General features: G+C 69.3%; 17 protein-coding genes. 9 read left to right on the top strand and 8 right to left on the bottom strand.

Annotation, left to right across the window (positions count from 1 at the left end; translation table 11 throughout):
* Positions 1 to 21: 21 nt before the first annotated feature.
* Positions 22 to 1,386 (bottom strand): Nramp family divalent metal transporter, encoded by a 1,365-nt coding sequence (locus ACYVO6_RS28675; protein ID WP_461066118.1) that lies wholly within the window; start codon positions 1,384 to 1,386, stop codon positions 22 to 24.
* A 203-nt stretch (positions 1,387 to 1,589) separates the two neighbouring features.
* Between ACYVO6_RS28675 and ACYVO6_RS28670 the strand changes: the two genes are divergently transcribed.
* Positions 1,590 to 2,936 carry a M14 family metallopeptidase gene (locus ACYVO6_RS28670; RefSeq protein WP_461066116.1) on the top strand — a complete coding sequence of 449 codons (1,347 nt, stop codon included), beginning with the start codon at positions 1,590 to 1,592 and terminating at the stop codon, positions 2,934 to 2,936.
* A gap of 65 nt (positions 2,937 to 3,001) precedes the next feature.
* Here the strand turns inward: ACYVO6_RS28670 and ACYVO6_RS28665 are convergent, their stop codons facing one another.
* The 5 genes from ACYVO6_RS28665 to ACYVO6_RS28645 form a co-directional block, all read right to left on the bottom strand.
* Positions 3,002 to 3,601, bottom strand: coding sequence for a hypothetical protein (locus ACYVO6_RS28665; RefSeq protein ID WP_461066114.1), 600 nt, complete (start codon positions 3,599 to 3,601; stop codon positions 3,002 to 3,004).
* Positions 3,602 to 3,686: 85 nt separating this feature from the next.
* Complete coding sequence (locus ACYVO6_RS28660; RefSeq protein WP_461066112.1) at positions 3,687 to 5,177, bottom strand: GntP family permease; 1,491 nt, start codon at positions 5,175 to 5,177, stop codon at positions 3,687 to 3,689.
* Positions 5,178 to 5,301: 124 nt separating this feature from the next.
* Positions 5,302 to 5,721 carry a RidA family protein gene (locus ACYVO6_RS28655; protein WP_461066110.1) on the bottom strand — a complete coding sequence of 140 codons (420 nt, stop codon included), beginning with the start codon at positions 5,719 to 5,721 and terminating at the stop codon, positions 5,302 to 5,304.
* Positions 5,718 to 6,503 carry an IclR family transcriptional regulator gene (locus tag ACYVO6_RS28650; RefSeq protein ID WP_461066108.1) on the bottom strand — a complete coding sequence of 262 codons (786 nt, stop codon included), beginning with the start codon at positions 6,501 to 6,503 and terminating at the stop codon, positions 5,718 to 5,720. Before ACYVO6_RS28650 ends, ACYVO6_RS28655 begins: the two co-directional genes overlap by 4 nt.
* A complete protein-coding gene (locus ACYVO6_RS28645) occupies positions 6,500 to 7,534 on the bottom strand; it encodes a sugar kinase (protein ID WP_461066106.1) in 1,035 nt (344 codons plus the stop codon). Before ACYVO6_RS28645 ends, ACYVO6_RS28650 begins: the two co-directional genes overlap by 4 nt.
* A 173-nt stretch (positions 7,535 to 7,707) precedes the next feature.
* Here ACYVO6_RS28645 and ACYVO6_RS28640 point away from each other — a divergent pair, with 173 nt between their 5' ends.
* Positions 7,708 to 9,033: an amino acid deaminase gene (locus ACYVO6_RS28640; RefSeq protein WP_461066104.1), complete on the top strand. Its 1,326-nt coding sequence runs from the start codon at positions 7,708 to 7,710 to the stop codon at positions 9,031 to 9,033.
* Positions 9,034 to 9,042: 9 nt separating this feature from the next.
* Positions 9,043 to 10,668, top strand: a complete 1,626-nt coding sequence (locus ACYVO6_RS28635; RefSeq protein WP_461066102.1) for an N-acyl-D-amino-acid deacylase family protein — start codon at positions 9,043 to 9,045, stop codon at positions 10,666 to 10,668.
* 18 nt (positions 10,669 to 10,686) lie between these two features.
* Here the strand turns inward: ACYVO6_RS28635 and ACYVO6_RS28630 are convergent, their stop codons facing one another.
* The gene (locus ACYVO6_RS28630) at positions 10,687 to 11,628 is read right to left on the bottom strand and encodes a S1 family peptidase (protein WP_461066100.1); all 942 of its coding nucleotides are present in this window, start codon (positions 11,626 to 11,628) and stop codon (positions 10,687 to 10,689) included.
* A 155-nt stretch (positions 11,629 to 11,783) separates the two neighbouring features.
* Entirely contained in the window at positions 11,784 to 12,431 is a 648-nt protein-coding gene (locus tag ACYVO6_RS28625) for a hypothetical protein (RefSeq protein ID WP_461066098.1), read from the bottom strand.
* A 200-nt stretch (positions 12,432 to 12,631) separates the two neighbouring features.
* Between ACYVO6_RS28625 and ACYVO6_RS28620 the strand changes: the two genes are divergently transcribed.
* From ACYVO6_RS28620 to ACYVO6_RS28595, 6 genes are all read left to right on the top strand, one after another.
* Positions 12,632 to 13,843 carry a pyridoxal phosphate-dependent aminotransferase gene (locus tag ACYVO6_RS28620; protein WP_461066096.1) on the top strand — a complete coding sequence of 404 codons (1,212 nt, stop codon included), beginning with the start codon at positions 12,632 to 12,634 and terminating at the stop codon, positions 13,841 to 13,843.
* A gap of 99 nt (positions 13,844 to 13,942) precedes the next feature.
* Positions 13,943 to 14,350, top strand: a complete 408-nt coding sequence (locus ACYVO6_RS28615; RefSeq protein ID WP_461066094.1) for an SCO4983 family protein — start codon at positions 13,943 to 13,945, stop codon at positions 14,348 to 14,350.
* A 643-nt stretch (positions 14,351 to 14,993) separates the two neighbouring features.
* Positions 14,994 to 16,067: a hypothetical protein gene (locus ACYVO6_RS28610; RefSeq protein ID WP_461066092.1), complete on the top strand. Its 1,074-nt coding sequence runs from the start codon at positions 14,994 to 14,996 to the stop codon at positions 16,065 to 16,067.
* 12 nt (positions 16,068 to 16,079) lie between these two features.
* Positions 16,080 to 17,255, top strand: a complete 1,176-nt coding sequence (locus ACYVO6_RS28605) for a toxic anion resistance protein (protein WP_461066090.1) — start codon at positions 16,080 to 16,082, stop codon at positions 17,253 to 17,255.
* Positions 17,252 to 18,802: a substrate-binding and vWA domain-containing protein gene (locus tag ACYVO6_RS28600; RefSeq protein ID WP_461066088.1), complete on the top strand. Its 1,551-nt coding sequence runs from the start codon at positions 17,252 to 17,254 to the stop codon at positions 18,800 to 18,802. The genes ACYVO6_RS28605 and ACYVO6_RS28600 overlap by 4 nt, the downstream gene beginning before the upstream one ends.
* On the top strand, positions 18,789 to 19,388 hold the full coding sequence (locus tag ACYVO6_RS28595) for a hypothetical protein (protein ID WP_461066086.1): 600 nt from the start codon (positions 18,789 to 18,791) through the stop codon (positions 19,386 to 19,388). The genes ACYVO6_RS28600 and ACYVO6_RS28595 overlap by 14 nt, the downstream gene beginning before the upstream one ends.
* Positions 19,389 to 19,405: the final 17 nt, after the last annotated feature.

The following is a 19,405-nucleotide window of genomic DNA, read 5'->3' as shown; positions in this document are numbered from 1 at the left end:
ACCCCGCGTCTGATGAGCGCGTCAGAAGAACTCCGACCAAGGCTGGTCCCAGATCTGCTTCACGCACAGCACGATGAACAGCAGGCCCGCGATCACCAGCATGGCGTTGCTGAGCATGCCGTTGCGCCATTCCGCGGGCGTGCGGGAGGAGTTGAGGAGCCAGACCAGGGTGAGGGCGAGGAAGGGGAGGAAGGCCGCGCCGAGAACGCCGTACAGGATGATCAGGCGGAAGGGCTGACCCTCGAACAGCAGGATCATCGGCGGGAAGGTCAGCCACAGCAGGTACGCGCGGAACGGCCAGGACTTCTCGCGGGCGCCGGACGCCACCTCGTCGCCGGACCCGGACGCCACCGCGTCGCCGGTCACCGCGCGGCGCGCCCGGTAGCGCTCCACGAAGTCCGCGAACATCAGGCTGACGCCGTGCCAGACGCCGATCAGCGAGGTGAACGACGTGGCGAAGAAGCCGATGAGGAAGAACTTCGACGTCGCCGTGCCGTACTCGTCCTCCAGGATGTCGCCGAGCTGGATGAGGCCCTTGTCGCCGCTCGCGATGGCGATGTTCGACGCGTGGAGGAGTTCCGCGCCGACGATGAGCATGGCGACGACGAAGATGCCGGTCGTGGCGTACGCGACGCGGTTGTCGAGGCGCATCACCTTCATCCAGCCGGTGTTCGTCCAGCCCTTCGCGTTGACCCAGTAGCCGTACGCGGCAAGGGTGATGGTGCCGCCGACGCCGCCGATCAGGCCGAGGGTGTTGAGGATGGAGTCCTTCTCGTCGGGGAGGACGGGGAGCAGGCCCGCGAAGGCGTCGCCGAGGTTCGGGGTGACGCGGATCGCCAAGTACACCGTCACCACGAACATGACGCCCACCAGGACCGTCATGACCTTCTCGAACACCGCGTACTTGTTGAACCAGACGAAGACCAGGCCGACCAAGCCGCTGAGGATGGCCCACCACTTGAGGTCCATGACGTCCGGGAAGAGCGCCTGGAGGGGCAGTCCCGACGACGACATGGCCGCGGCGCCGTAGACGAAGCCCCAGATCACGACGTAGACGACGAAGAACCACGTCGTCCAGCGGCCTAGGCTCGCCCAGCCCTCGAACAGGGTGCGGCCGGTGGACAGATGCCAGCGGCCCGCCGCCTCGGCCAGGGAGATCTTGACGAGGCAGCCGAGGATGGCGGCCCACAGGAGGGTGTAGCCGAAGTTCGAACCGGCGATGAGGGTCGCGACGAGGTCGCCCGCGCCGACACCGGTGGCAGCGACCACGATGCCGGGGCCGATGTATTTCCAACTGGATTTACGCGGGCTGGAGTTGGCCTCGCCCGACGCCGTTTGCCCTGAGTTTCCCGCCGTCTTGCCGGTGTTTCCCGTGGTGTCCGCCATGCCGATCAAGAAAGCGCAAAGCGGGCGATGACACAAGGGGGCGTGCGTGTACGCGCGTTCGACCTTCGCCTGGTCTTGACCCGGTCATGCCATACCTTCACGATGAGCGCCACACCCGCACAGACGTCGCACTGAACCACCCCCCGCTCCAACCCCCCACTTTTCCGGAGACCCCGGAAACCCTGGAGAATCTAGGAGACTCAATGCGGCTACGCACCAGAGGCAGGCGCACCGCCTTCCTCGGCACCCTCCTCGCGCTCGCCCTCGCGGCGCCCATCAGCACCACAACCAGCGCGTCCGGCGCACCCGGTGACGCACCGGCACCGGTGGCCGCGTCCGAGGCGGACGGCGAGATCCGCCAGTACGAGGTCCATATGCACTCGGACTCCAAGTCCCGTACGGCACTTCAGAAGTCCGGCGTGACGGTGGACGACGCCGACGACCACACCGTGTTCATCTCCGGCCGCGCGGACCAGATCAAGAAACTGCGGCAACTCGGCTACGAGGTCACGCCGCTCGGCGCCGCACCCGACCGGTCGCACAGCGAGGAGGACGTACGGCCCCTCGACTTCCCCTCCGCCGACTCGCGGTATCACAACTACGCCGAGATGAACACGGAGATCAGCCAGCGGCTCTCGGCGTACCCGAACATCATGAGCAGGCGCGTGATCGGGAAGTCGTACCAGGGCCGGGACATCGTCGCCATCAAGATCAGCGACAACGTCGCGACCGACGAGTCCGAGCCCGAGGTCCTGATGACGCACCATCAGCACGCGCGCGAGCACCTCACCGTCGAGATGGCGCTCTACCTGCTGCGCGAACTGGGCGCCGGATACGGCTCCGACTCCCGGATCACGAACATGGTGAACAACCGCGAGATCTGGATCCTCCCGGACCTCAACCCGGACGGCGGCGAGTACGACATCGCGACCGGGTCGTACCGCTCCTGGCGCAAGAACCGCCAGCCCAACAGCGGTTCCTCGTACGTCGGTACCGACATGAACCGCAACTGGAACTACCGCTGGGGTTGCTGCGGCGGGTCCTCCGGTTCCACGTCCTCGGAGACCTACCGGGGTTCCGCTCCCGAATCCGCTCCCGAGGTGAAGGTCGTCGCCGACTTCGTACGCAGCCGGGTCGTCGGCGGTACGCAGCAGATCAAGGCGGGCATCGACTTCCACACGTACAGCGAGCTGGTGCTGTGGCCCTTCGGCTACACCTCCGCCGACACCACGACGGGGATGACGGCCGACGACCGCAACGCCTTCGCCACCGTCGGCGGGAAGATGGCCGCCAGCAACGGCTACACCGCCGAGCAGTCCAGCGACCTCTACATCACGGACGGCTCGATCGACGACTGGCTGTGGGGCGACCAGAAGATCTTCGGCTACACCTTCGAGATGTACCCGTCGTCCGCCTCGGGCGGCGGTTTCTACCCGCCCGACGAGGTCATCGAGCGCGAGACGTCCAGGAACCGGGACGCGGTGCTGCAACTGCTGGAGAACGCGGACTGTATGTACCGGTCCATAGGCAAGGAGGATCAGTACTGCTGACGGGCGGTGTGTGAGGGTGCGCCCCGGCTTGGCTCGGGGCGCACCCTCACGCATGAAGTACGCGGTTACTCCTGGAAGTACGCGTCCAAGACCTCGTCCAGCTCCTTCTCCCACTCCTTGACCTTGGCGCGGGACGGGACGCGGAGTTCGACCGGGTACCAGCGGCGTTCGGGGGTGTGCACCGTGATGGTGTACCAGCGGCCGAAACGCGAGGTCTCCGACTCGACCGCGCCGATCTCGTCCCAGCGGAACTCGGCCTCGTGGTCGTCCAGGCGCAGTCGTACGCCGCGGTGGTCGGCGGTGATCTTCGCGCGGTAGTCGGAGGCCTCGAAGACGGGACCGCCGGGGCCGGCCGCCTCCGAGTCGTCCGACTCGTCGGAATCCGCGGCCTCGTCCGACTCGGCTGCCACCTCCGCCTCGTCCGACTGATCCACCTCGTCGGACTCCGCCGAGGCGTCCTCGTCGGAGACGTCATCGGCCTGGCCGGCGTCGGCTGCCGTTTCCGTCTCCTCGGAGGCGTTCTCTTCGTCTGCCGCGATCTCCTCGACCGGGTCCTTGTCGTCCTTCGGATCGGCAGGGCGCGGGCCCGTGATGCCGGGGACGAACGCCGGGTCGGCTGCCGCGCCTTGCAGGGGCTGGATGCTGGGTCCTATGCGCTGCTCCACGGTGGGCAGTATGGCCGATGAAGCTGTGGCGTGGGGTGCCGGGGCGTCACTCGTCACCTGAGTGATGCCAAGGTCCGGGCAGCCGCTATACGAACACGCTCAGCGCCGCCGCCACCACGAACCCGGCGACGGAGAGTACCGATTCCAGGACCGTCCAGGTCTTGAGGGTGTCCCGTTCGGAGAGGCCGAAGTACTTGGCCACGATCCAGAAGCCGCCGTCGTTGACGTGCGAGGCGAAGATGGAGCCCGCCGAGATCGCCATGATGACCAGGGCGACGAAGGCCTGCGAGTGGTCGCCCTCCGACAGCAGTGGGGCCACGATGCCCGCCGTCGTCACGATCGCGACCGTCGCCGAGCCCTGGGCCACGCGCAGCACCAGCGAGATCAGGTACGAAAGGACGAGCACGGGCAGGCCCACGTCGTTGAAGGTGTCCGAGAGGGCCTGCGCGACCCCGCTGCCCTGGAGCACGGCACCGAAGATGCCGCCCGCGCCGACCACCAGCAGGATGTTGCCGACCGGCTTGAGGGAGGCGCTCGACACGGTCTCCAGGGACTTGCGGGACCAGCCGCGGCGGATGCCGAGGAGGTAGTACGCGAGCAGCAGCGCGATGGTGAGCGCCACGAAGGGGTGGCCGAAGAACTCGATCACGCTGCGGCCCGTGGAGGGGTCGAAGGCGATGGAGGAGAACGTTGCCAGCAGGATCAGGAGCAGCGGGGTCCCGATGATCGCGAACACGATGCCGAGCGGGACCGGCTTCTCCGGTGGCGTCACACCGTCCTTGCGCTGCTCCTCGGCGAGCGCGGCCTTCGCCTCGTCGGCGGCCTCGACCATGTCCTGCGGTACGGGGACGAAGAGCCGCCTGCCGATCCACGCGGACCAGGCCCAGGCGGCGACCACGGCGGGGATGCCGCAGACGATGCCCATCAGGATGACCCAGCCGAGGTCGACCTTCAGCAGTCCGGCGGCGGCGACGGGGCCGGGGTGCGGCGGCAGGAAGGCGTGGGTCATGGACAGACCGGCGAGCAGTGGCATGCAGTAGAGGACGATCGACTTGCCGCCGCGCTTGGCCGCCGCGTACACGATCGGCGCGAGCACGAAGATGCCGACGTCGAAGAAGACGGGGATGCCGAAGATCAGGCCGGTCAGGCCCATGGCGAGCGGGGCGCGCTCTTCGCCGAAGAGGTTCAGCAGACGAGAGGCGAGCACCTCGGCTCCGCCGGAGACTTCGAGTACGGCGCCGAGCATGGTGCCCAGGCCGATGATGATCGCGACATGGCCGAGTGTGCCGCCCATCCCGTCTTCGATGAGCGAGACGGCGTCGGAGCGCTGGACAGTGCCGAAGAGTTCGGTGACGGAGAGGCCGGCCGCGAGGCCGACGGCTATGGAGACGGCGAGCAGGGCGACGAAGGGCTGCAGCCTGACCTTGATGATCAGGACGAGGAGCAGAACGATGCCGAGGGCCGCGATGGTCAGCAGACCGGCGGTGCCGTCGATGAGGGTGAGCAGACCGCCGGTGTGGGGTGGAGTCTCGGGGGTCTCTGCGGCGATGAGTACGGCTGTGAGGGGGGACGACATGGAGGAGGGCCTCTTCTTGAGTGCATGGGGCTTTCGAGCAGGGGGGATCGCGGTGCGGCGACCGGGGAGCGGGCGCCGCACCGTGAGGATGTACGGGGTGCGGGAGTTGAGGTGAGAAGCCGGCTCAGCCGAGTACGGCCAGCGCGTCGATCTCGATGAGGAGGCCCGCCGGCAGGCCGACGTAGACCGTCGTGCGGGCGGCGGGAGGAGCGGTCAGGCCCTGCTCCTCGAAGTACTGGTTGTAGATGCCATTCATCTCGGCGAAGTGGTCGACGTCCGTCAGATAGACGCGGATCATCATCACGTCGTCCCAGGTCGCGCCGCCCTCTTCGAGGACCGACTTGACGTTGGTGAGCGTCTGGAGGATCTGTTCGCGCAGGGTCGGGCCGGCGGGCGTCGGCGGCTGCCCCTCCACGGCGGGCAGGAAGCCGACCTGGCCGGCGACCTGGAGGATGTTCCCCTTCTTGACTCCGTGCGAGAACTTGGCGGGCGGGGTGGTGTGGGTCTTGGGGGTGAGCGCGACCTTCTCGGTCTTCTCGGTCATGCGGTGTCCATTTCTTTTGGGCCTTCCTTGACTGGGGTGTTGCCTGAGCCGGAGTACTCCCGGCTGATGGCGTCCGCCGTACGGCGCACCAGTGGGAGCAACGTGAGAAGTTCGTCGGCGGTGACGACGACGTTCGGGGCGGAGACCGACATGGCGGCGACGACGCGGCCGTCGGTGCCCCGGATGGGGGCGCCCACACAGTTGATGGACTCCTCGTGGCCGCCGAGGTCGGTGGCCCAGCCCTGTTCGCGTACGGTCGCCAACTCCTTGAGGAAAGCAGGGGCGTTGGGGATCGAACGGGCCGTGTACATGGGGTAGTCGAGCTTCTCCGCGAGGGCGTGGCGCTCGGGCTCGGGCAGGTCGGCGAGGAGGAGCTTGGCGACGGCGGCGACGGTGATGGCCACCGGCTTTCCGATACGGGAGTACATGCGCACCGGGTAGCGGCTCTCGACCTTGTCGATGTAGAGGACCTCGCCCTCCTCGTACACGGCGAGGTGGACCGTGTGCCCGCACTGTTCGTTGAGGCGTACGAGGTGGGGGTGGGCGATCTCGCGGATGTCCAGGTTCTCGACGGCTTCCTGGGCGAGGGCGAAGAGGCGGGCGCCGAGGCGGTAGCGCTGGTCGGACTGGCGGTAGACGAGGCCGTGCTCGTGGAGGGTGCGCAGGAGGCGGAGCGCGGTGGACTTGTGGACGCCGAGCCGTTCGGCGACCTGGCCGAGGTCGGCGGGGCCCTCGGCGAGGAGCGGCAGGATGCTCAGGGCGCGATCAACGGTCTGGCTCATGGGGTACGTACCTCCTCCTTGGCCCGCGTCCACCCGGGGCCGAGTCGAAGTGTCCCCCACGCGACGTCGTCGAGGGCGACCAGCCGGTCGGCGTGCTCGCGGGCGGGAGGCGCCGCGAGGTCCCCGGGCACGGTGAGCGCGGCGGCGGCCATGAGATGACCGTGCCTGATGCGGTCCCGCACGGGGAGCCCGCGAAGGGTCGCGGACAGGAATCCGGCGGCGAAGGCGTCCCCGGCGCCTACGTGGTCGACGACGTCCACGCGCAGGGCTGGGACATAGGTGACGGTGCCCGTGGCGTCCTCGCCCACGCCGTCGGTGTTCTTGTCGAAGACCGTCGCTCCTCCCTGGCCATGCTTGACGACCAGCAGGTCCGGTTCGGGAAGCGCCTCCCGGACGGCGCGGGCACCGTGCAGTCCCCACGCGTCCCGTGCCTCGTCGTCCCCGACGAACACGATGTCGGCGCCGCGCGCCAGGTCCAGCAGGACACGCGGCCCGTCCACGTCGCACCACAGGCCCGGCCGGTGGTTGACGTCGAAGGAGACGAGCGGGCGTCCCGGCCGGCGCGCGGTCAGCTCGCGCAGCAGACCGCGGCAGTCGTCGGAGAGTGCGGCTGTGATCCCGGAGAGGTGGAGGACGCGGCCCGAGCGGAGCGCGTCCAGGTCCACCGTGTCCGTGGCCATCGCGGAGGCAGCGGAGCCCGTCCGGTAGTACGCCACCTCGTGGGCGTCGGTGGCCCGGTCCCCCGCCGTACGGAAGTAGACGCCGGTGGGGCGTGCCGGATCGCGTCGTACGGCGGAGGTGTCGACGCCGTACGACGCGATCGTCTCCACCAGGTGGTCGCCGAAGCCGTCGGCACCCACCCGGCTGACCCACTGCACGGAGTGCCCCGCGGCGGCCAGTCCGCAGGCGACGTTGGACTCCGCGCCGCCGATGCCCCGGTCGAAGGACGGCACGTCGGCGAGACGCCCCGGCCGGGAGGGCAGGAACGTGACCATGGACTCGCCGAGCGTGACGGCGTCCACGGCGTCCACGGCGGCTTCGGGACGAGCGGGTCCGGTGCGGGTAACGATGGCGGAGGCTCCTCGTCGGTTCGCGGGTCGCAGCGGCTCCGTTGACCCGGCGTTGGCCGAGATGTTAGACAGCAGTGAGCGCTATACGCAATGAGCGTTGCATATAGCGCAATACCATTCAACAGGGAGGCTCCATGGCCGCCGACTCAGCCGCCGACACCGCCGCAGCGCGTGCAGAGAGTGCAGAACGTCTCGCCACGCTCGCCGGGGAACGCGTCGACCACCGCTTCAAGGGCCTCCCTCCCGACGCCGACGGCCTGACGGTCGGCGAGCTGACCGCCCAGCGCCGCAACCTCTTCACCGACGGCTTCACCACCCCCGTCCTCGCCCTCTCCGCCGAGCGCCTGGAGCACAACCTCCAGCTCATGGAGACGTACGCGACCCGCCACGGCCTCGCCTTCGCCCCGCACGGCAAGACCTCGATGGCACCCCAGCTCTTCCACCGCCAGATCGAGTACGGGGCATGGGGGATCACCCTCGCCGTACCGCACCAGGTGCGGGTGGCCCGCGCCTTCGGGACCCAACGCGTCTTCCTGGCCAACGAGTTGGTGGACCGGGCGGCCCTCGCCTGGGTCTCCTCGCAGCTCGCCACCGACCCCGCCTTCCGCTTCATCTGTTACGTCGACTCCGTGCACGGCGTCGAGCTGATGGACGCCGCGCTGCGCGAAGCCCGAAGCGGATCCACCCGCCCCGTGGACGTCGTCGTCGAGCTGGCCGCGGGCGACGGCGCCCGGACCGGCGTCCGTACGGAGGCGGAGTGCGCGGCGGTCGCGGACGCGGTGGCCGCGGCGGACACGCTGCGGCTGGTGGGCGTGGCGGGGTACGAGGGCGAAGTGCCGGACGCGAACCCGGAGCGCGTGCACGCGTGGCTCCGCCGCCTCACCGCACTCGCCGCCGACTTCGACAAGGCGGGCCGCTTCGCCGCAGCGGGCCTGGACGAGATCGTGGTCAGCGCGGGCGGCAGCGCCTGGTTCGACGCGGTGGCCGACGTCTTCGCCAAAATCCCCGAACTCTCCCTCCCCGTACTGAAGTTGCTGCGCTCCGGCGCGTACGTCTCGCACGACGACGGCCACTACCGCCGGATCACCCCCTTCAACCGCGTCCCCGAGGAGGGCGCCCTCCACCCCGCCTTCCGCCTCTGGGCGCAGGTCGTCTCCCGCCCCTCCCCCGGGCAGGCCTTCGTCAACGCGGGCAAGCGGGACGCGGCGTACGACCTGGACCTTCCGCAGGCCCAGGCGGTCCGGCGCGGCGGAGCCGAACGCCCGGCCACCGGCATCACGGTCACCGGACTCTCCGACCAGCACGGCTGGCTCCGTACGACCCCGGAGGCGGACCTCCGCGTGGGCGACTGGCTCGGCCTGGGTCTCTCCCACCCCTGCACGTCCTTCGACAAGTGGCAGCTGATCCCGCTCGCGGAGGCGGACGGCACGGTTGTGGACTACATCCGTACGTTCTTCTAGGAGGCTCGCGTGGAAGACCTCGTCATCCGGGACGCGGACGTCGTCGACGGCTCCGGCGCGCCCTCGTACCGCGCCGATGTGGTCGTGGACGGCGGCCGGATCGTCTCGATCGTGCAGGAGGCGGCTGCGGCGGGTTGTCAACGGCCCAATGCCACACGGGAGTTGGACGCCGAAGGCCTCGTCCTCTCCCCCGGCTTCATCGACATGCACGCCCACAGCGACCTCGCCCTGCTCCGGGACCCGGACCACAGCGCGAAGGCCGCACAGGGGGTGACCCTCGAAGTCATCGGCCAGGACGGGCTGTCGTACGCACCGGTCGACGACCGTACGCTCGCCGAGGTGCGCCGCGCGATCACCGGCTGGAACGGCCACGGCGACGACATCGACTTCGACTGGCGTTCCGTCGGCGAGTATCTCGACCGCCTCGACCACGGCTTCGACGGCGAGGGCGTCGCGGTGAACGCGGCGTACCTCATCCCCCAGGGCACCGTCCGCATGCTGGCCGTCGGCTGGGACGACCGCGAGGCGACGCCCCAGGAGCTGGACAGGATGCGGAAGTTGGTGGCCGACGGGATGCGCGAGGGGGCGGTCGGCCTGTCCTCCGGGCTGACGTACACCCCCGGCATGTACGCCAAGGACGCCGAACTCACCGAGCTGTGCCGGGTGGTGGCGGAGTACGGCGGCTACTACTGCCCGCACCACCGCTCGTACGGGGCGGGCGCCCTGGACGCGTACAAGGAGATGGTGGAGCTGACGCGCACCGCGAACTGCTCCCTCCATCTCGCCCACGCCACCATGAACTTCGGCGTGAACAAGGGGAAGGCCCCGGATCTGCTGGCGCTCCTGGACGACGCGCTCGCCTCGGGGGCGGACATCAGCCTCGACACGTACCCCTACACCCCCGGCTGCACAACTCTCGTGGCAATGCTGCCCAGTTGGGCGAGTGAGGGCGGCCCCGAGGCAATCCTCGCCCGCCTGAAGGACGACGAGACCGCCGAACGGATCCGTCACCACATGGAGGTCGTGGGCGCGGACGGCTGCCATGGCGTCCCCATCGAGTGGGACACCATCGAGATCTCGGGCGTGACGAACCCGGCCCTGGGGGACTACGTCGGCCGTACGGTCCAGGAGTCGGCGGACCTGCGCCGCGAGGCTCCCTGGACGACCGCCCGCCGGCTGCTCCTCGACGACGGGCTCGGCTCGACGATCCTGCAGCACGTCGGCCACGAGGAGAACGTGCAGGAGATCATGCGCCACCCCGTCCACACCGGCGGCTCGGACGGCATCCTCCAGGGCGACAAGCCGCATCCGCGGGCGTACGGGACGTTCCCTCAATATCTCGGCCGGTACGTACGGGAGTTGGGCGTCCTCGGCCTTGAGGAGTGCGTCGCGCATCTCACCTCGCGCCCGGCGGCCCGGCTGAGGCTGCCGGACCGGGGACTGGTGCGCGAGGGGTACCGGGCCGACCTGGTCCTCTTCGATCCGGCCACGGTCGCCGCGGGCTCGACCTTCGAGGAGCCGCGCACGCTCCCGGCCGGCATCCCGTACGTCCTGGTCGACGGCCGTTTCGTCATCGAGGACGGCCGGCGCACTGACGTACTGGCGGGGCGGGCGGTCCGCCGTACTGCCACGTGACCGCCCGCCTTCCAGAAGCTACGGCTTGGGCAGGGTGCACCCCGGGCGGTTCAGGTCGATCTTGTTGTCGAGCCCGACGCAGGGGACGATCTGGTACGTCTGCTGCCCGTAGTTGATGCCCTCGCGGACGGTGATGTTGCCGCTCTCGTCGACCTCACAGGGGTTGTTGTCGGTGCAGCGGGCGCCGTCCTCGTTGCCGGTGTTGTTGACGGCGACGACCTTGCCGGTGGCGTCGTCGACCACGGGCGAACCGGACGTACCGCCGATGGTGTCGCAGGCGGAGGTGTAGCGGACCGAGTCCTTCCAGGTCCAGGCGCCCTCGCGCAGGCGGTACGCGAAGCCGTCGACGCTGCAGTTGTAGATCCGCTTCCAGTAACCGGAGACGACGCTGATGGCGGTTCCGGCGGTGGGGCGCGCGGAGTTGAGCTCCAGGGCCTGGATGTCGTACGAGTCCTCTATCTGCTGGTACGTGCTGGTCAGCTGGTACAGCGATACGTCGGTGTCCGTCATCGTCGCGTACGCGATCTTGTCGGCCCGGAGCGTCGCGACGCGCGTACCGGCCGAGTTGAGCAGCCCGAAGGTCCTGGTGGACGGCTGGTCGACGATGACCTCACCCGGCTCCGGGAAGCCGCTCTCCAGGCAGTGGCCGTTGGACATCACGAGGGCGGGATCGTCCGCCTCCGAGTCAGGCATGCGCACGACGGAGCCGGAACAGTTGCTGAGCGAGACCGTGCCGGCGAAGTCCACGGCCTGGGCCTTCGGCGCGGTGGCCCGGGACAGGTTCGCCGTGGTGGACGTGACCACGTCGTGGGCCACCGATGTGAGCGTGTCCGCGTCCACGCCCTTGCCCGCGGTCGAGGCCGCGGGCTCGGCCGCCACGGCGGTTGCCGCGCCGGTGGGTACCGCGCCGAGCCCGGCGAGCGCCAGGGCACTGAGCGCGGCGACGAGAGGCTTTCTCATGTGGGGGTCCCCTCTTACGACTTGGGCGACCGGAGAATTTCCGGTCGCCCGCTGCATTGTCATGCGCATTGTGATCGCAGAGGGGCGTATGAGCAAGGAGTTGTATCACGCCGCCGGTTGGGGTTGATTCACGCCGTACGGCGGGGCGGTTGCCGCTACTTGGGGCGCTTGCTGGCTCCCTGCCCCCGACCGGGGTTGTCATTCCCCTTAGCCGGCTCGCTCGTTGGGGCGGCGGCCGTAGTCGAGGGTGTGCCTGTGGTGGGTTCGCCGGAGTCACCGGACTCGTCGGACCGGGAGTCGCTCGGTGAGGGGCTCACCGAGGCTTTTTCCGAGGCTTTGTCCAACACCTCGGACGACGACCCGTCCGAGGCCTTGGGCGACGCTCCTGACGGGTCGTCGGCCAACGGGGCGGTCGAGCCCGGTTCGTCCGTGGCCGAGGAGGACTGCTGGGCCTTCGGCGCCTCTGGGTCCTCCTTCTCGGAGGACTCGGAACCGAAGAGCCCGGAGATCGCGACGGCGAAGATCCCGACGCCGGCCACACCGGCTGCCACGGCTCCGCGCCTTTTCATCCGGACCCGGCGGCGACGCATCAGCCGCTCGTGACGCCCTACGTCATCGGGGAGATCCGCGTCCCCCGCGTCCTTCGCGGGCTCGATGCGGACCGTGGCGTCGTACGCGTTCTGCCACCCGTGCGCGACCGCAGGGTCCGCGTACTCGTCGTACGGCGGAGCCGTGTCGCCGTACGGGTGGTACACAGGCGGCGCACCTTGGCCTTCGACGTTCTCCCGGTATGCGTCGTTCACGTCGTACGCACCGGCTGACTTATTCGCGGCATAGGCGTCGTGCGTACTTCTGCCACGCTCTGTGTCAGGAACATGGTGGGGGATTGTAGAGAAAAGAGGTGCCTGTGGTGTAACTGGGGACGATATCCACCCAAAGCACCACGTCTCGCGTGGTGGAAAACACGTCCCACGGAGCGTTACGCGGCCGTAAGCTCGCGGACATGCAGGTGATCCAGTCGACCAAGCTCGCCAACGTCTGTTACGAGATCCGGGGCCCGGTTCTCGAGGAGGCGATGCGACTCGAGGCGGCCGGTCACCGCATCCTGAAGCTGAACACCGGAAATCCGGCAGCGTTCGGCTTCGAGTGCCCGCCCGAGATCCTGGAAGACATCCTCCGCAACGTCTCCTCCGCGCACGGATACGGCGACGCGAAGGGCCTGCTCGCGGCGCGCAGGGCCGTGGTCATGCACAACCAGACCCTCGGCATCGAGACGGACGTCGAGCACGTCTTCATCGGCAACGGCGTCTCCGAGCTGATCGTGATGGCGATGCAGGGCCTTCTCGACGACGGCGACGAGGTCCTCGTACCGGCGCCCGACTACCCGCTGTGGACGGCCGCGGTGTCACTGTCCGGCGGTACGGCCGTGCACTACCGCTGCGACGAGCAGTCCGACTGGATGCCGGACCTCACCGACATCGAGCGGAAGGTCACCGACCGGACCAAGGCGCTCGTGATCATCAACCCGAACAATCCCACGGGCGCGGTATACGACGAGGCGATGCTGCGCGGCCTTACGGACATCGCGCGCCGGCACAATCTGCTCGTCTGCTCCGACGAGATCTACGACAAGATCCTGTACGACGACGCCACGCACACACCGACCTCCGCGGTCGCCCCGGATCTGCTGACGCTCACCTTCAACGGGATGTCGAAGGCGTACCGCGTGGCCGGGTACCGGGTGGGCTGGATGTCGATCTCCGGGCCGCGGGCGCACGCCGACTCGTACATCGAGGGGCTGACGATCCTGGCGAACATGCGGCTGTGCGCGAACATGCCCGGTCAGCACGGGGTGGTCGCCGCGTTGAGCGGCCGGCAGACCATCAACGACCTGGTGCTGCCCGGCGGGCGGCTGCGGGAGCAGCGGGATGTGGCGCACGAACTGCTCACGCAGATTCCGGGCGTGACGTGCGTGAAGCCGAAGGGGGCGCTGTATCTCTTCCCGCGGCTCGATCCGAAGGTGTTCAAGGTCAAGGACGACCGGCAGCTCGTACTGGATCTGCTGCGGGCCGAGAAGATCATGGTGGTGCAGGGTACGGGGTTCAACTGGCCGGAGCCCGATCACTTCCGGGTCGTGACGCTGCCCACGGAGCGGGATCTGACGGACGCGGTGACGCGGATCGGGAACTTCCTGGACGGCTACAGCCAGCCGTGACGCTGCGTGACCTTCTGAACCTCTTCTGCGAACCGGCTCAACTTTAGACAGAATCCAAGCTAGGATGGCTTCCTGTCAGAGCAGCAGGAGGCCGTCCCCATGTACGAACCGATCCGCACCAAGTCGGTCCACACGTCGGCCGGTACCGCCGACTTTCCCCACCGGTCGCGGGAGGAAGAGCTGGACATCCAGCTCGCCGGTCATCTCGCGGCGTTGCTCGCGGTGACGGATGAGCTGCGCGGCGTCTCGCCGTCCGGCGACCTGGACATGGCTGCGGAGCGGCTGGCTCGGCAGGTTTCGCGTCTGCGGGGCGGCCGGCCGCCGGTCCGCACGTCTCAGGGCTTGCACGAGCCGCGGCTCGTGTCGCTCCACGAGCGTGCGCATGCCCTTGCCGGGCGTGCGCTTGTCGTGGCGGCGTCGCGGGCGGACACGGCGGCGGCGATTCTTGCGGCGGAGCGCATGGATGCGCATGCCGCCGCTCTCGCCTCCGAACTCGCCCCGCACTGAGCCCTCCGGGCTCCCCTCGATCGGCCCCGGTCCGCGCGTACCCGCAGCGACGCGCGGACCGGGAGCCATGGCACTGCGTTCGCTTGGGCGGTTCGAAGCTGCGGGCTTGTGGGTGGTTGCTCGCGCCCACGCGGCGGAGCCGCACATCGATACAGCCCCGCGCCCCTTGGGGTCCGGTGGGTGGGTCGGGGCCGTGGGCCGGTGCGTCAGCCCGTCGCAGGCCGGGCATACGGCCCGGTGTTGGTACAGGGTCCTGGTTCTCCGAGACAGAACCTACGCGACGGGCATACGACGCACCGGCCCACGTCCCCTCCCGCCGGTGGGAGGGTGCGGGCACGTGGTGGCTGGTGAGCATGGTGGCGGGCGGCTCCGGGAGCGCCCCTTCAGGGGCGCGGGGAACGGCGCGACCAGCCACGACGCACCCGCAGCCGCGACACGGTGTGTCACCCCCCACCCCCTTGGGGGCCTGAGGGCGCAGCCCCCCGTTTCGGGAAGGGGCGGGGCTGGGGAAAGAACCCCTCCCACCCCAGCCCCCGCGTACCCGCACCCGGCGGAGTCCCCCGTTGGATACCGGGACCGGTAAGTCACCGCCCGTTCACCCCCGACGCCGGGGAACTTTGGATTCCGCGCGCAAGCTCCCGGTGTGAGAAGAATCGTCGCAGTCGTCCTCGCGGTGTTCCTGATCGGCGGAGTGGCAGCAGCCGTCGTCGTGGGCCGCGAAGGGCAGGACAAGGGCACGGCAACGAAGACCGTGCGAGCAGTGATCGGGTCGGAGAAGGCCGAGTTCTTCGCCGATCCCGACGTGGTGAAGGCCCTCGCCGCCAAGGGCTACACCGTGGAGACGGAGACGTCGGGTTCCTGGGCCATGGAGGGCCTGGACCTCAAGGGATACGACTTCGCGTTTCCGGGCAGCCAGGCGCCCGCCGACGAGTTGGCGAAGAAGTACGGCGTACGGCAGCCACTGCCGCGCCCCTTCTACTCGCCGATCGTGGTCGTGGCGCACCGCAGCGCCGCCGAGGTGCTGGCCGCGAACGGACTCGCGACCGTCGGCAAGGGCAACGGCACCCTGAAAATGGGCGCCTATCTCGATGCCGCCCAGGCCAACAGGACCTGGCAGCAGCTCAAGGGTGCGGACAAGTACGGGGAGTTGACCGGGACGCTGTTCGTGTCCACCACCGACCCGACCAGTTCGAACTCCGGCGCGCTCTACCTCGCCGCCGCCTCGTACGTCGCCGCCGGCGGCCGGGTCGCCGCCGACGCCTCGGCCGTCGACGACACTGCGCCCCTGATGCGCAAGCTGATCAGTGTCCAGGGCGCCCAGCAGACCAGCTCGGACGCGACGTTCAGGGACTTCATCAGTGGGGTCGGCAACCCGCTCGTCCTCGTGTACGAGTCCCAGGTCGCCTCGCTGCTCATGCGGGGCCAGTCCGTCGACGACCTGACCGTCCTCTACCCGGACACCACCGCCAACAGCGACCACACCGTCGTGCCCCTCACCGAAGAGGGCCGGGCGCTCGGTGAACTCCTCAGCACGGACAAGGAGTTGCGCAAGCTGGCGGTGCGGCACGGGTTCCGGCCGCAGGACGCGAGCGCGGAGTTCACGGCGGCGACCGCCGCCCACACCACGTATCTGAACCAGAAGCTGACCGGCGTCCGGCAGGCGCCCGTGCCCGCCTCCAAGGTGCTGCACGAGATGGCACGCCAGGCCCGGGGCTAGGGGGAACAACAAGTGACCAGCGACAACGAAGACTTCACTCTCAGCCCGCCCGAGCCCGTCGCGGCCGTGCCGAAGGAGAAGGCCGGCGGGCTCGTGCCCGTCGACGAGTCGGTCCGTACGGACATGGACCGGAAGGCCGCCGAGTACGTCGACTCACTCGCCGCCCTCGACGCCCGCTCCCCCGAATTCGCGAGCAAGCTGGGGGAGATCGTCGCCCTCGGCTCGGGCGAGATGCGTGCCGCGTCCGCGCAGTCCAACCGCATGCTGGACCGTACGATCCGCAGCCTGCCCTCGAACGGCGAGGACGCCCAGTCCCGCGTCTCGTCCTCGCTCGTCGAACTCCGGCGTACAGTCGAGGACCTGGACCCGCGCGACCTGCCCGCGAGCAAGGGCCGCAAGCTGCTGTCCAAGCTCCCCGGCGGCAACAAGCTGCGCGACCACGTCGCCAAGTACGCCTCCGCACAAGGCACGTTGAACAAGATCGTCGGCTCCCTGCGCGGTGGCCAGGACGAACTGCGCCGTGACAACGCCGCCTTGCAGACCGAACGTGTCCGCCTCTGGGACACGATGGGCAAGCTCCAGGAGTACGTCGTCCTGACGCAGGCCCTGGACTCGGCGGTCGAGCGGCACATCGCCGGCGTCGAGGCCACGGATCCGGCGCAGGCCGACACCCTGCGCGCCGATGTCCTCTTCCCGGTGCGCCAGAAGCACCAGGACCTGCTCACCCAGCTCGCGGTGTGCGCACAGGGCTACCTGGCCATGGATGTCGTACGCCGCAACAACGAGGAACTCATCAAGGGCGTCGACCGCGCGGCCACCACCACCGTGTCCGCGCTGCGCATCTCCGTGATGCTCGCCTCCGCCCTCGACAACCAGAAGAAGGTCGTCGAGCAGGTCAACGCCCTGCGCGGCACGACGGAGGACCTCATCCGCGGCAACGCGGAGATGCTCGCCACGCAGTCCGGCGAGATCCAGCGCATCGCCGCCGACCCGGCGGTCGGCGCGGAGACGCTCCGCAGCGCCTTCCAGCAGATCTACCGGACGCTCGACACGATCGACAACTACAAGGCCCAGGCCACGGAGACGATGGCCGCCACGGTGGAGTCCCTGACCTCCGAACTCCAGCAGGCCACCGCGTACTTGGAGCGGTCCCGGTCGCAGGGCGCGCTGGAAGGAGGGCTCGCGTGAGACGACACCGCACCGCTCTGGCCGCCGTCCTGCTGCTGGCGGTCACCGCGTGCACCGGGGGCGAGAGCCCAAAGGAGGAGCCCGGGCAGCCCGCCAAGGCCAAACCCGGTGTCCTCCGCGTCCTCGCCTCCAGCGAGCTGTCCGACATGGGCCCCGTACTGGAGGAGATCCGCAAGGACACCGGCATCACGGTCCTCCCCACCTTCATGGGCACGCGCGACGCGGTCGACCAGCTCGCCTCGGGGAAGGCGGACGGCGCGTACGACGCCGCGTGGCTGGCCTCCAGCGACTACCTGCGCCTGGACGCGGGCGCCGCGAAGAAGGTCGTGTCGCAGACCTCGATCATGTCCAGTCCGGTGGCGATCGGCGTCAAGCCGGAGACCGTACGGCGGCTGGGCTGGAAGCCGGAGGATCTGACCTGGTCGCAGGTGCATCAGGCGGTGGCGGCCGGTGAGCTGACGTACGGCATGACGGATCCGTCCCGCTCCAACTCCGGTTTCGCCTCGCTGATCTCGGTGGCCTCGGGCCTTTCCGGCGCCCAGTCCGCGCTGACGGACGTGGATGTGGAGAAGGCGACCCCCAAGCTGGCGGAGTTCTTCAAGGGGCAGGAGCTGACGTCGGGTTCCTCCGGCTGGCTGGCATCCGCGTACAAGCGCCGCGGTTCCGTCGATGCGCTGCTCAACTACGAGTCGGTGCTGCTGGGCATGAAGGACCTCACCGTGATCCGTCCCAAGGACGGCGTGGTCACGGCCGACTACCCGCTCGCCTCGCTCGCCTCCACCGACCAGAGGACTCGGGAGACGGTCCGGCGCCTCACCGACGCCCTGCGCGCCCCCGACGTCCAGAGCAAGATCACGAACCGTACGTATCGCCGTCCGGTCGTCGCCTCTGTGCCGCCCGCGTCCGGTCTCGACACGAGCCGCCGTCGTGAACTCCCGTTCCCCGGCAGCAAGTCCGTCGCCGACGGGCTGCTGGACGCGTACGAGAACAAGCTGCGCCGGCCCTCGCGCACGGTGTACGTCCTCGACACCTCGGGCTCGATGCGCGAGGACGGCCGCCTGGGTCAGCTGAAGAAGGCGCTCACCGCTCTGACGGGCGACTTCCGCGACCGTGAGGAGGTGACGCTGATGCCGTTCGGCTCCGCCGTCAAGAGCGTACGGACGCATGTGGTGCAGCCCGAGGACCCGCGGACGGGTCTCGACGGGATCCGCCGCGACACCGAGGCGCTGACCGCTGACGGGGACACGGCGATCTATACGTCGCTGGAGAAGGCGTACGAGCATCTGGGCGCCGATGACGACACGTTCACGTCGATCGTGCTGATGACGGACGGCGAGAACACGGTGGGGGCGGGGCCGGAGGACTTCGACGGCTTCTACGCCGGGCTGCCCGCCGAGCAGCGGGAGATCCCCGTCTTCCCGATCCTCTTCGGCGACTCCGACCGCGCGGAGCTGGAGCACATCGCCGAACTGACCGGCGGCCGTCTCTTCGACGCCCAGAAGGGCTCGCTCGACGGTGCCTTCGAGGAGATCCGTGGCTACCAATAAGCTCTTCGCGTACCTGGAGTCCCGCAAGAACCTCACGGGCAGCGCGCTCGGCATCGTGGGCCTGGGCCTGACGTTCACGGGCCTGGCGGGCGCGTACTGGCCGGTCGTCGTCGCGGGTCTGTACGGCGCGGGCGCGCTCCTCGCCCCGCCGGAGCGCCCGCCCCTGCCGGACTTCCCCGACCCGTCGGCCCAACTCGACGAGCTGCGGGCCGACTTCGGCAAGCTACGCGACTACCTCGCCGACATCGAGCTGCCACCCGCAGCCTCCGGCCGCCTCACCGAACTGACGGAACTCCTCACGGCCCTCCTCGACCCGGGTTGGGTCGCCGAGGTCCTCGCGCAGGAGCCGGAGGGCGTGCACGCCCTGTCCCGGGTCGTACGGCAGGACGTCCCGGAGGCGGTGGACGCGTACGTACGGACGAGGTGGTGGACGCGGCTGACGCCGGGCACGGATCCGCCGGAGCGGCACCTGGAACGCCAACTGGCGTTGTTGCAGGGTGAGATGGAGGAGCTGGCGACGAGCCTCCGGGAGGTGGAGGCTCGTCGTCAGGAGTCGCATACGCGGTACCTGGAGGACCGGTCGTAGGCGACCGCGGGTCGGCT

The sequence above is a fragment of the Streptomyces pseudoechinosporeus genome (assembly GCF_054783935.1).
This window is presented reverse-complemented; position numbering and strand designations above follow the sequence as displayed.

Excerpts from the sequence above, each read along its gene's own strand:
- ACYVO6_RS28630 (WP_461066100.1), bottom strand. The coding sequence starts at position 11,628 with ATGAGAAAGCCTCTCGTCGCCGCGCTCAGTGCCCTGGCGCTCGCCGGG.
- ACYVO6_RS28655 (WP_461066110.1), bottom strand. The coding sequence starts at position 5,721 with ATGACCGAGAAGACCGAGAAGGTCGCGCTCACCCCCAAGACCCACACC.
- ACYVO6_RS28640 (WP_461066104.1), top strand. The coding sequence starts at position 7,708 with ATGGCCGCCGACTCAGCCGCCGACACCGCCGCAGCGCGTGCAGAGAGT.
- ACYVO6_RS28615 (WP_461066094.1), top strand. The coding sequence starts at position 13,943 with ATGTACGAACCGATCCGCACCAAGTCGGTCCACACGTCGGCCGGTACC.
- ACYVO6_RS28650 (WP_461066108.1), bottom strand. The coding sequence starts at position 6,503 with ATGAGCCAGACCGTTGATCGCGCCCTGAGCATCCTGCCGCTCCTCGCC.
- ACYVO6_RS28620 (WP_461066096.1), top strand. The coding sequence starts at position 12,632 with ATGCAGGTGATCCAGTCGACCAAGCTCGCCAACGTCTGTTACGAGATC.
- ACYVO6_RS28675 (WP_461066118.1), bottom strand. The coding sequence starts at position 1,386 with ATGGCGGACACCACGGGAAACACCGGCAAGACGGCGGGAAACTCAGGG.
- ACYVO6_RS28660 (WP_461066112.1), bottom strand. The coding sequence starts at position 5,177 with ATGTCGTCCCCCCTCACAGCCGTACTCATCGCCGCAGAGACCCCCGAG.
- ACYVO6_RS28670 (WP_461066116.1), top strand. The coding sequence starts at position 1,590 with ATGCGGCTACGCACCAGAGGCAGGCGCACCGCCTTCCTCGGCACCCTC.